Annotated in this window: 9 protein-coding genes; all 9 read left to right on the forward strand. The window is 69.6% G+C overall.

What is annotated here, in order from left to right; genetic code table 11:
- The first annotated feature begins 33 nt into the window (after positions 1 to 33).
- The gene (gene pepN, locus D2E24_RS02445; protein ID WP_125967749.1) at positions 34 to 2643 is read left to right on the forward strand and encodes an aminopeptidase N; all 2610 of its coding nucleotides are present in this window, start codon (positions 34 to 36) and stop codon (positions 2641 to 2643) included.
- A gap of 449 nt (positions 2644 to 3092) precedes the next feature.
- Positions 3093 to 4484 (forward strand): phosphoglucosamine mutase, encoded by a 1392-nt coding sequence (gene glmM, locus D2E24_RS02450; RefSeq protein ID WP_125967750.1) that lies wholly within the window; start codon positions 3093 to 3095, stop codon positions 4482 to 4484.
- 121 nt (positions 4485 to 4605) lie between these two features.
- Positions 4606 to 5259, forward strand: coding sequence for a peptide deformylase (locus tag D2E24_RS02455; RefSeq protein ID WP_125967751.1), 654 nt, complete (start codon positions 4606 to 4608; stop codon positions 5257 to 5259).
- 276 nt (positions 5260 to 5535) lie between these two features.
- Positions 5536 to 6960, forward strand: a complete 1425-nt coding sequence (locus tag D2E24_RS02460; protein ID WP_125967817.1) for a PolC-type DNA polymerase III domain-containing protein — start codon at positions 5536 to 5538, stop codon at positions 6958 to 6960.
- Between the two features lie 159 nt (positions 6961 to 7119).
- Positions 7120 to 8859: an ABC transporter substrate-binding protein gene (locus tag D2E24_RS02465; RefSeq protein ID WP_125967752.1), complete on the forward strand. Its 1740-nt coding sequence runs from the start codon at positions 7120 to 7122 to the stop codon at positions 8857 to 8859.
- Between the two features lie 119 nt (positions 8860 to 8978).
- Positions 8979 to 9956, forward strand: a complete 978-nt coding sequence (locus D2E24_RS02470; RefSeq protein WP_125967753.1) for an ABC transporter permease — start codon at positions 8979 to 8981, stop codon at positions 9954 to 9956.
- 86 nt (positions 9957 to 10042) lie between these two features.
- Entirely contained in the window at positions 10043 to 10906 is an 864-nt protein-coding gene (locus tag D2E24_RS02475; RefSeq protein ID WP_125967818.1) for an ABC transporter permease, read from the forward strand.
- Positions 10903 to 11745 carry an ABC transporter ATP-binding protein gene (locus tag D2E24_RS02480; RefSeq protein ID WP_125967754.1) on the forward strand — a complete coding sequence of 281 codons (843 nt, stop codon included), beginning with the start codon at positions 10903 to 10905 and terminating at the stop codon, positions 11743 to 11745. The genes D2E24_RS02475 and D2E24_RS02480 overlap by 4 nt, the downstream gene beginning before the upstream one ends.
- Entirely contained in the window at positions 11742 to 12485 is a 744-nt protein-coding gene (locus tag D2E24_RS02485; protein WP_125967755.1) for an ATP-binding cassette domain-containing protein, read from the forward strand. Before D2E24_RS02480 ends, D2E24_RS02485 begins: the two co-directional genes overlap by 4 nt.
- The last annotated feature ends 196 nt before the right edge of the window (positions 12486 to 12681 follow it).

The following is a 12681-nucleotide window of genomic DNA, read 5'->3' on the forward strand; positions in this document are numbered from 1 at the left end:
TCACGCCGCCTCACGTTGCACCAAAGGAGTGACATGCCAGGAGCAAACCTCACCCGCATCGAAGCCGAGGAACGCCGCGGCGTCGTCTCGGCGCCGATCCACTACGCGGTCGACCTCGACCTGACCGTCGGCGCGAAGGACTTCGCGTCCGTCACCACCATCACGTTCGACGCCGTCCCCGGCTCGACGACCTTCCTCGACCTGATCGCCGAGACCGTGACCGAGGTCACCCTCAACGGCGTCGCCCTCGACCCGGCCGCCGTCTTCGCCGACAGCCGCATCGAACTGGCCGGCCTGACCGAGCACAACGAGGTCACCGTCAAGGCGCTGTGCCAGTACTCCAACACCGGCGAGGGCCTGCACCGCAGCGTCGACCCGTCCGACGGCAACGTCTACCTGTACTCCCAGTTCGAGGTGCCGGACGCCCGCCGCGTCTACGCCGTCTTCGACCAGCCCGACCTCAAGGCCACGTTCGACTTCTCCGTGCTGGCCGCCAAGAGCTGGATCGTCACCTCCAACATGCCCGTCGCCTCCGTCGAGGAGACCGACACCGTGACCGCCGAAGGCACGCTGGGCGACCACGAGGCCGAGACCACCAAGCGCTGGGTCTTCGAGACCACGCCGGTCATGAGCTCCTACCTGACCGCCGTGTGCGCCGGCCCGTACGCCGAATGGCACACCGAATACCTCAACGAGGACGGCCGCGTCGTGCCGATGGCCCAGTACTGCCGCCAGGCGCTCGCCGAGGCGTTCGCCAAGGACGTCGACTATCTGTTCGACATCACCAAGGCCGGCTTCGCGTTCTACGCCAAGACCTGGGGCGTGCCCTACCCGTACGCCAAGTACGACCAGATCTACGTGCCCGAATACAACGCGGGCGCCATGGAGAACATCGGCATGGTCACCATCCGCGACCAGTACGTGTTCGAATCCAAGGTCACCGACGCCCTGGCCGAACGCCGCGTCGTGACCGTGCTGCACGAGCTCGCCCACATGTGGTTCGGCGACTACGTGACCATGAAGTGGTGGAACGACCTGTGGCTCAACGAGTCCTTCGCCGAGTTCACCTCCACCCTCGCCACCGCCGAGGCCACCGAATGGCACGACGCGTGGGCCACGTTCTGCTCCGGCGAGAAGAGCTGGGCGCTCGGTCAGGACCAGCTGTCCACCACGCACCCGATCGTCGCGCCGATCAACGACCTGAACGACACGTACGTCAACTTCGACGGCATCACCTACGCCAAGGGCGCGTCCGTGCTCAAGCAGCTCGTGTTCTACGTGGGCCGCGAGAAGTTCTTCGAGGGCATCCACAACTACCTCGACAAGCACGCCTACGCCAACGCCACCCTCGCCGACCTGCTGGGCGAGCTGGAGGCCACCTCCGGCCGCGACCTCAAGGCGTGGAGCGCCCAGTGGCTCGAGGAGTCCGGCATCAACACCATCGCCACCGAGGTCGAGGAGAACGAGGACGGCACCATCGCCTCGCTCGTCCTGCGCCAGAGCGCCGCCGCCGAGCACCCGGTGCTGCGCTCCCACCGCCTCGCCATCGGCTTCTACGACGAGGATCCGGCCACCGGCGCCATCGTGCGCACCGACCGCATCGAACTCGACGTGGACGGCGAGACCACCGTCGTCGCCGAAGCCGCCGGCAAGCGCCGTCCGGCCCTCATCCTCGTGAACGACGACGACCTGACCTACACGAAGCTGCGCTTCGACGACAAGTCGCTCGCCTTCGCCGCCGCCAACCTCCACCGCTTCGACGACGCGCTCGCCCGCGCCGTGATCTGGCTGGCCTTCTGGGACATGACCCGCGACGGCGAATTCCCGGCGAAGGACTTCGTCGACACGACGCTGCGCCTGCTCGCCCACGAGACCGAATCCACCACCTTCCGCTACGCGCTGGCCTGCATGGGCACCACCGCCTGGCACTACACCGCCCCGGCCGAGCGCGCCGGCATCGTCGAGCACGTCGCCGCCGAACTGTGGCGTCTGGCCGAGACCGCCGAAGCCGGCTCCGACCAGCAGTTCCAGCTCGCCACCGCCTACCTGGGCTACGGCGAGGAGGGCGACGAGGCGTTCGCCGCCAATGCCAAGGGCCTGCTCGACGGCACCGTCGTCCTCGACGGCCTGGAGATCGACAACAACTTCACCTGGACGATCGTCAAGGCGCTCGCCTCGGTGAACGCGATCGACGAGGCCGGCATCGACGCGCAGCTCGCCAAGCGCGACACCACCGAGAACCGCGAGTTCGCGCTCGGCGCCCGCGCCGCCAAGGCCACCGCCGAGGCGAAGGAGTGGGCGTGGAACGAGGCCATCACCAACGAGGCGCTCACCAACATGCAGCTCGAGGCCGCCGCCCGCGGCTTCGCCGGCACGCCGCGCGCCGACCTGGCCGACCCGTTCGCCGCCAAGTACTTCGAGACGGCTGACTGGATCTGGACGAACCGCACCTTCCACATGGCCGAGGCTCTGCTGGAGAGCCTGTACCCGGTGTACGCCGACCCGGCCCGCCTCGTCGAGCTGGGCGAGGCGTGGCTCGCCGCCCATGAGGACGCGGACAACGCGCTCAAGCGCATCATCCGCGCCAACGTGGAGTCGTCGCAGCGCATGCTCAAGGTCCGCGACTACAACGCGGCCCTGTAAGCCGGTTCCGACGCATCCGTTGCGCCCGGTGAGGGCGCATACCGGACGCTGACCTGACGGGGTCCTTCCTCCGGGAAGGGCCCCGTCCGCCGTTGTGGAGCGGTTCGCGTCGCCATCCGTATGGAATCGGCCTCCGATGTGCGGATCGCGGATTGCGGATTGCGACGCTGATGGCCCGGTTTGCGTCGTGATTCGTATAGGACGGGTGGCCGACGTGCGGATTGCGACGCTGGACGGCCGGTTCGCGTCGCCGTTCGTATGGAATCGACGGCGGATGTACAGGTTGCGACGCTGGGGAGTCGGATTGCGTCGGGATTCGTATGGGGGCAGGGAGAACGGCGTCAAATGGGGACGAACCGCGACGGTTCGACATCCCCGGCGACATGCTCGCCCGGCGTGGGTACGATGGTGCACGACAATGACCGTGACGAGGCAGCGAGGAAGAAATCATGCCACGTATGTTTGGAACCGATGGTGTTCGCGGACTGGCGAACCGTGCACTGACCGCCCGGCTGGCGCTCGACCTGGGCGACGCCGCCGTGCGCGTGCTGGGACGAAGCGAGGGGGAGAAGGAGGACGGCCAGCCCGAAGGCCGTCGCCGTGCGCTCGTCGGCCGCGACACGCGAGTCTCCGGCGACTTCCTGGCCGCCGCGCTGTCCGCGGGCATGTCCGCCGGCGGCTTCGACGTGATCGACGCGGGCATCATCCCCACGCCGGGCGTCGCCTACCTGACCAGCGTGCTCAACGTCGAGATGGGCGCGGTCATCTCCGCCTCGCACAATCCGATGCCCGACAACGGCATCAAGTTCTTCGCGCGCGGCGGCTTCAAGCTGCCCGACACCAAGGAGGACGAGATCGAGGCGGTGCTCGGCCAGGACTGGGACCGCCCCACCGGCGCCGGCGTCGGCCGCATCAGCCACGACATCGCCGCCCCCACCAACCTGTACATCGACCACCTCGTGTCCACGATCGCGCCGGTCAACGACGACAAGACCCAGCCCAAGCCGCTCAAGGGCCTGAAGATCGTGGCCGACTGCGCCAACGGCGCCACGTCGGTCGTCGCGCCCGAGGCGCTGCGCCGCGCCGGCGCCGAAGTGCTCGTCATCAACGCGTCGCCGGACGGCTACAACATCAACAAGAACGCCGGATCGACCCATCCCGAGCAGCTGCAGGCGATGGTCAAGGCGACCGACGCGATGATGGGCGTCGCGTTCGACGGCGACGCCGACCGCTGCCTGGCGGTCGACGAGGACGGCAACATGGTCAACGGCGACCAGATCATGGGCATCCTCGCGCGCGCCAAGAAGAACGAGGGCACGCTCGCCCACGACACGCTCGTCGTGACCGTGATGAGCAACCTCGGCCTCAAGCTCGCCCTCAAGAGCATGGGCATCAAGACCGTGGAGACCGCCGTGGGCGACCGCTACGTGCTGGAGGAGATGCTGCGCGGCGGCTACACGCTGGGCGGCGAACAGTCCGGCCACGTCATCAACCGCGAGTTCGCCACCACCGGCGACGGCACGCTCACCGCGCTCATGCTGTGCAACGAGGTCGTCAAGTCCGGCAAGACCCTCAAGGAGCTGGCCGCCGACTTCCCGCAGCTGCCGCAGACGCTCGTCAACGTGCCGAACGTCGACAAGACCGCCTGCGACACGAACGAACGCGTGCAGGCCGCCGTGCGCCGCGAGGAGGAGCTGCTGGGCGAATCCGGCCGCGTGCTGCTGCGCCCGTCCGGCACCGAGCCGCTCGTGCGCGTCATGGCCGAGGCCGCCACGCAGGCGTACGCCGACGAGGTGTGCACCCGACTGGCGCGCATCGTCGCCGAGGAGCTCGCCCTGTAGCGACGTCCGCGTCGGCCGGCGGCCGCAGGCGGGGCGACCCGCCCCGGCCGCCGGCCCGCACCGCACCACCCAATCATCCGCGACTACGAATACGACGACTACGACTACGAACGGAGCAACCATGTTCGCGAAGAACCAGAAGGTCGACCTCGCCCTCAACCGCGAGGTCGAGCAGCTCATCAAGACCGGCGGCAAGGAGCGCATCCTGCCGATCGTGCAGGCCGGCGAGCCGGTGCTGCGCCAGCAGACCGTGCGCTACAACGGCCAGCTGAGCCGCAAGACCCTCGACAAGCTCATCGAGACGATGCGCATCACGATGACCGAGGCGCCCGGCGTGGGCCTCGCCGCCACGCAGATCGGCCTCGGCCTGTCGCTGGCCGTGCTCGAGGACCACGTGCGCGACGACGAGGACGACCCGCGTGAGATCGGCGAACTGCCGTTCCACGTCATCATCAACCCCAGCTACGAGCCGGTCGGCGAGGAGACCCGCAGCTTCTACGAAGGCTGTCTCAGCTTCGACGGCTACCAGGCGGTGCGCCGCCGCTGGCTCGACATCGACGCGCGCTGGCAGGACGAGGACGGCACCTGGCACGAGGAGCGCCTCCACGGCTGGCCGGCCCGCATCTTCCAGCACGAGACCGACCATCTGAGCGGCGAACTGTACATCGACCGCGCCGAGATCCGCTCGCTGACCACCACCGAGAACCTCGAGGACTTCTGGTGCGAGGACCCGGTGCCGACCGAAGCGGCCGAGGAGCTCGGCTTCGAGCTGTGATTCCCCGGCGTCGCGTGGCTGCGGCCGCGGCGGCGGAGCATGACGGATGACGGATAGGCGGGACTCCCGTTGCGGGGCGTCCCGCCTCGTCGTTCCCGGCGTCGCCGATGGGGGAGCGGCCCGACTACGATGGCCGGCATGACCAACGCAGCATCCGCATCCGTCCCGTCCACGCCGTCGTCCGCGACCGGCGCCGCCGCATCGCCGGCATCGCCGTCCGTCGCCGACGACTGGCTGACCGCGGCGAAGGACGACATCGACCAGTGGGCGGCCGTCATGCCCAGGGACGCCGACGGCACCCTGATCGACTGGCAGTGGGTGCGCTCGCTCGACCTGGCGGGCGGCATCGGCTGCGCCTCCGACGCCGACCTCGACCCCGGTGCATCCGGCGGCAGCGCGCACGACCTGCTGGCCGCCGACTACGCGGTGCGCGACCGGCTCGAAGCGATCATCGCGCAGTGCAATACCGCGTTCATGACCGACTTCGACCGGCTCATCGCCTCCTACCGGCTGCCGCGCGCACTCGCCTACGCGAACCGGCGTCTCAACGACGAGATCGCCCTGCTCATCGACCGCGGCGTCGCCGAAGGCCATTGGACCGTGCACGACGAGCAGCGCGGCCGCGTCGGCGTGCAGGTGCTCGTCCCGACGGACGGCACCGACGTCGCCGACATTCAGGACCGCACCGCCGACATCGACGAGGCGCGCTCGGCCCGCCGCAAGGCGCGCATGAACCAGGAACGCTCCGGCCGATCCGGCATGGCGCGGGCGAACCTCGACGCGGCGGCCGCCACCACGGCCGGCAGGCCGACCGGCGGCGCGGCGACGTCGTCGGCGTCCGCAGGTGCCGGGGCCGACGACGCCGTCGCGCGTCGCATCGCCGATTATGGGCGACCCGACTGGCGTTCCTCCTACCTGCCCGGCCGCGACATCGCCGACGTGATCGGCATCGACATCGAGACGAGCGGCACCGATCCGGCGCGCGTCTACATCATCGACGTCGGATTCGAATGCATGGACGTGTCCGCCGACCCGTCCGCGGCAGCCGCGGCAGCCGCGGCAGCCGCGGCGGGTGCGACGGCCGCGTCGGGTGCGACGGCCGCGTCGGACGGCGGCTACCGGTACGAGCGGGAGTCGTACGCCGCCGACGGCGCGTACGGGCAGGCGCGGCTGCCGTTCGGCGTGACCGCGCGCGCCGCACGCCACGGCAACCCGTTCATCGCACGGCTGACCGGCATCGACATAGCCGAACGCGGCCCCGAATCGGGCGTCAGGCTCTTCGACGAATGGCCGGCCGCCCAGCGCGGCCTGCTCATGCGGCTCGAACAGCGGCCCTACGTGGCGCACAACGCGACGTTCGAACACAAGTTCTTCATGCTCAACATCGCCGGATACGCCGAAAGCTACCGCGCCGGCCGCATCACCATCATCGACACGATGCCGATGAGCCGGCAGTGGGATCCGGGTTCCGCGCCCGACGACGCCCACCCGTACGGCGACAACCGGCTCGAATCGTACGCCAAACGGCAGGGCGCACTGCCCGAAAGCGAAGCGGAACGGCATCTCGGCCTCGAGGATGCGCACATCATGCTCGTCGCCATGCGCCGCCATCTGGCCGACCTGCGCGCCGAAGGCCGTGGTCCGTGGGGCGCCGATGGCCGCGTCGGCGTCGGCGGCAAGCGCTGCGGCCGGCGATACTGAGCGCAGTCGCCGGTATCGGCCGGCGGCGATAGTCGGGATGGGTGAAGGATTCGGCCGGCCGCGTGCGATGACGGCGCGTGACGGTAGAATATGGCGCGGCGGTCGACCCGTACGGGCGGCCAGCCGCGCATGACCGACATCACATCGACGAGGAACACCATGTCCGAACACCATGGCGCGTACGGCGAAGCCGACGCGACCGCATCCGGCGCCATCGACGGCGCGACGAACGACCAGACCATTGCGAACGCCCAGCCGGGCGGCGCCGCATCCGGCTCCGGCAGCACCGACGCGAGCCTCGAATCGCGCGCCCGCGGACCGCGCGGCGGACGCGGCGGCGCGAACGGCGGCAGGCGCGGCGGCACGGCGCGACGATGGCTGTGGATCGTCATCGCGCTCGTCGCCGTCGTCGCGATCACGGTCGGCGTGCTCGTCTCCAAGCCCGGCCGCGTCACCGGCTCCGACACCGTCAACGGCAACGGCGGACGCGCCGCCGACCGCATTGCCATCGGCCTCAAGCTCGCCCCCACCAACCTCGACATCCGCAACCAGTCCGGCTCCGCGCTCGACCAGCTGCTCATCGGCAACGTGTACGAGGGCCTCGTGGCGCGCGACCAGGACAATCAGGTCGTGCCCGCGCTCGCCAAAGCGTGGGACGTCAGCGACGACGGCCTGACCTACACGTTCCACCTCAACGAGCGCATGACGTTCTCCAACGGCGACGTGCTCGACGCCGACGACGTCGTCTGGTCCATCAACGACCTGATCGACAACCAGTACCACGACGCCGACTCCGTCGCCTCGATCGCGAACGTCGAAGCGAGCGACACGGACACGGTCGTCATGACGCTCTCGTCGCCCGACTCCAATCTGCTGTGGGCGCTGACCGGCCGCGCCGGACTCGTGCTCGACCAGGACGCCGACTACGACGCCAAGACCGAAGCGGTCGGCTCCGGCCCGTACACGGTCGCCAGGTTCACCGTCGGCGACTCCGTCACCCTCACCGCCAACGAGCGGTACTGGGGTGAGGACAAGGCCAGGACGCCCACCATCGTCGTCAAGTACTACGTCGACGACAACGCGGCCGTCAACGCGCTCAAATCCGGCGACGTGCAGGTGCTCGCGCCCATCACCGAAACCCTCGCCGCGCCCTTCGCCGCCGACACCGACCACTACACCGTCAAGGCCGGCGACGACACCGACAAGTACGTGCTCGCGTTCAACAACAAGGGGGAGAAGACCTCCGACAAGCGCATCCGCCAGGCCATCCGCTACGCGATCGACCACGACGAGATCATCGCCTCCCGCGGCGGCTCCGACGCGGCGCTCGGCGGCCCCATCCCCTCGCTCGACCCCGGCTACGAGGACCTGACCGACCTCTACCCGCACGACCTCGACAAGGCGAAGAAGCTCATGGCCGAAGCCGGCTACGACGAGGACCATCCGCTCGAACTGCGCCTCACCTACGCGAACACGTACGCGAGCGAACTGGGCGACCAGCTGCGCTCCCAGCTCAAGCCGATCGGCATCGACCTCAAGGTCAACGTGGTCGAATTCTCCACCTGGCTGCAGGACGTGTACACGAACCGCGACTACGACCTCTCGCTCGTCGACCACAACGAAAGCCACGACTTCTACCAGTGGGCCGACCCCGACTACTACTACGGCTACGACAACAAGCAGGTGCAGGACCTGTACGCGCAGGCCATCGCCGCCACCGACGACCGGACCCGCGACGAACTGCTCGCCAAGGCCGCGCGCATCGTCTCCGAGGACGCGCCCGCCGACTGGCTGCTCAACTACCGCGTCACCACCGTGTGGGCCGCGGGCGTCGACGGCTTCCCCGTCAACCTCAACCAGAGCGTCATGGACCTGCGGAACGTGACCTACGTCAAGTGACATGGTCCCGCGGGGCGGCTGGCAATGCATGATGCTCGCCGCCCTGCGGTACGTTCCTTCGTTCCGTTCGCTCCCTTCCTTCGATTCCTTCGATTCCCACGATCCTCCCAAGGAGCCGTATGCGATTCCTCATCCGCCGGCTGCTGCTGTTCGCGGCCGCGCTGCTGGGCATCTCGCTGGTCGTGTTCGCCGCGCTGCGCATCCTGCCCGGCGACGTCGCCTCCCTGATGGCCGGCCTCAACTCGCCGCCCGAACGCGTCGAGGCCCTGCGCGCCCAGCTCGGCCTCGACCGCCCCTACCCGGCCCAATACGCCGACTGGCTCGCCGGACTCCTGCACGGCGACTTCGGCACGTCGATCCTCACCGGACGGCCGGTCGGCGCGCTGATCGGCGCACGCGCCGCCATCACGTTCCCGCTCATCGCGCTCGGCCTCGTCATCGCCTGCGCGATCGGCATGCCGCTGGGCGTCGCCGCCACGCTCGCCCGCTCGTCGCGCGCCCGCACCGCATTCCATGTCGCCGGCCTCATCGGCGGCGCCATCCCCGCGCTGTGGGGCGGCCTGCTGCTCATCCTCCTGTTCTCGCGCGGATCCGGCCTCATCGGCCTGTTCCCCTCGCAGGGATTCCCCGCCGACGGCTGGGCCGCGCCCGGCGAGGCCATCTGGTCGCTGATCATGCCCGCGCTCACCGTCGGCATCATCGTCGGCGCCGGACTCATGCGCTACACGCGCTCCGCCCTGTCCGGCATCGCCACGTCCGGCCACATCGACATGGCCATGGCGTGCGGCATGACGCGCACGCAGGCCGTGCTGCGCGTCGGCCTGCGTCTCGCCGCACCCCAGCTCGTCTCCGTCGTCGGCCTCACGTTCGCGGAGATGATCACCGGCGTGATGGTCATCGAGAACCTGTTCGCCCTGCCCGGCATCGGCAGCGGACTCGTCACCGACGTCGGCAACCGCGACCTCATCGCCGTGCAGAGCGAACTGTTCCTCCTCGCCGGATTCTTCCTCCTCATCGGACTCATGGTCGACCTCGTCCACCGCGCGCTCGACCCGCGCCTCGCCGCCGGCGACGACATGAAGGAGACGGACGCATGAGCAAGCCATCGAATCGGCAGTCGGCCCGGCAGTCGGCGCACCCGCAGCCGCGCACCCGCTCCGCCGCACGAACCATCCTGACGACCATCTGGAAGCGCGGCGAAGGACGCTACGCGCTCGTCATCCTCGGCCTGTGGATCCTCACCGCAGCCGTCTCCCTCGTCTGGACGCCACGGCCGCTGCTTGAAACCGACGGCTACCACGTCTGGCAGGCGCCGTCCGCCGCCCACCCGCTCGGCACCGACGGCAGCGGCGCCGACGTGCTCAGCTGGCTCATCGCCGGCGCGCGCACCGACCTGCTCATCGTCATCCTCACCATCGCCGTATCCACCGCCATCGGACTGCTGCTCGTCGCCGCCATGACCGCCCGCGCCACGGCGCTCGCCTCCGCGACCGTGGTCGTCGTCGACGCGCTCATCTCCATCCCGACGGTCCTGCTCGCGCTCATCCTCGCCGTACCGCTCGGCGCGTCGATCATGGTCGTCGTGCTCGCCTGCGGACTCGGATACGGGCTCAACCTGGCGCGCGTCGCCCGCCCGGCCGCGCTGCTCGCCGCCCGCTCGTCGTACGTCGAATCGGCGCGCGCGGCCGGCGCCGGCGCATGGTGGACGTTCACCCGCCACGTGGTCCCGAACGTGACGCCGGTGCTGCTCGTCCAGGCGTCCCTGTCGGCCGGCACCGCCGTCCTCGCCGAAAGCGGCCTGACGTACCTGGGCATCGGCGTGCCGTCCGGCGTGCCCAGCTGGGGGCGCTCGCTGGCCACGTCCGTCAAGTTCATCAACGTGTACCCGCTGACCGTGCTGTGGCCGGGCCTCGTGGTCACGCTCGTCGTGATCGCGCTCAACATCATGGGCGACGTGCTGCGCGACGCCGCCGACCCGCTGACGAACCCTGCGCTGCGCGCGGGATCGGCGGAATCCATGACGGCAGGGAAGGAGGACCCGCGATGAGCGTCACGATCCGCGACCTGAACGTCACGATCGGCGGCCGGCCGATCGTGCGTGGCGTCGACATGGACATCGCCGACGGCGAGCGCGTCGGCCTGGTCGGCTCGTCCGGCTCCGGCAAGTCGATGATCTCCAAGGCGGTCATGGGACTGCTGCCGGCCGGTGCGCGCGTGAGCGGGTCGATCGACGTCGGCGGCCACGAGATCGTCGGCGCCGGCGACCTCGACCTGGCCGACCTGCGCGGCCGGTCGATGGGCATGGTGTTCCAGAACCCGTCCGCCTCGCTCAACCCGGTGGCGACCGTCGGCCGGCAGATCGAACTGCCGCTGCGGCTCCACTACGATCTGACGCGCGCCGAACGCGCCGAACGCGTGCGCGCGATGCTCGCCAAGGTCGGCCTGCCGGACGACGTGATCGGCAAATACCCGCACCAGCTGTCCGGCGGGCAGCGGCAGCGCGTCGGCATCGCGACCGCGCTCGTCACGTCGCCGCGCCTCATCATCGCCGACGAGCCGACCACCGCGCTCGACTCGATCACGCAGCGTCAGATCGTCGACCTGCTCGTCTCGCTCGTGGACGACGCGGGCGCGTCGATGCTGTTCATCACCCACGATTTCGCCGTGCTCGCCCACGCCACGACCAGCAGCTACGTGCTCGACGCCGGCACGATCGCCGAATCGGGGACGACCGCCGGCCTGCTCGCCGACCCGCGCACCCCGCAGGCGCGTGCGCTGGTCGACGCCGCCCGCACGCTGTCGCTGGGCGGGCTGCCGGTCTCCGGCGACGCCGACTGCTCGCCGTCGGCCGCGGCGGATACCACGACGAAGGGAGGCCGTTCATGAGCGACGACGTGCTGCTGTCCGCGCGCGGCATCGACCGATTCTTCGGCCGGGGCGCCGACCGCCGTCAGGTGCTGTTCGACGTGTCCGCCGACGTGCGCGCCGGCGAATGCCTCGCCGTCATCGGCGGCTCCGGTTCGGGCAAGTCCACGCTGACGCGCATCATGCTCGGCCTCGATACGGCCGACGCCGGTACGGTCATGTATACGGGCGGCGACATCCGCCGCGAATCCGGACTCGTGTTCCAGGATCCGTTCGCGTCGCTCGACCCGCGCTGGCGGATCGGCCGCAGCGTCGCCGAACCGCTGCGCATCCAGCGCCGCGACCTGTCGCGCGCCGACGCCGCGCGCATGGCGGCGGACGCGCTGCGCACGGTCGGGCTGGATCCGGACGTGTTCATGGACCGCTATCCGATGGACCTGTCGGGCGGTCAGGCGCAGCGTGCCGCGATCGCGCGCGCGATCGTCAACGGGCCGCGCGTGATCCTGGCTGACGAGCCGATGAGCGCGATCGACGTGGCCGCGCGCATCCAGATCCTCGACGCGTTCGCCGCCATCCGTGAAACACGGCGTGAAATGGCTTTGGTGATGGTGTCGCACGATCTGGGCGTGGTGAGGCACATCGCCGACCGCATCCTCGTCCTGCACGACGGCCGCGTCGAGGAATCCGGTCCCACCTCCGACGCGCTCGGCTCCCCGCGATCCGACTACACCCGCCGCCTCATCGAAGCCGCCTCCCTCTAGTCTCCTTCTAGCCTTCCTCTGACGCCCCGCCTGCGTCGCAATCCGCATACGGAACCTCCATCTCATACGGATTGCGACGAATTGCGACGCAACGGACTCGCTCCGCGTCGCAACTCGTAAAGGAACCGTCTCTCACGAACAGGTTGCGACGCTGGAAGCGCACGTTGTGTCGCAATCCGTAAGGGATTCCACCTTC

The sequence above is a fragment of the Bifidobacterium samirii genome, from assembly GCF_003952945.1.
In the GTDB taxonomy this organism is placed as follows: Bacteria; Actinomycetota; Actinomycetes; order Actinomycetales; family Bifidobacteriaceae; genus Bifidobacterium; species Bifidobacterium samirii.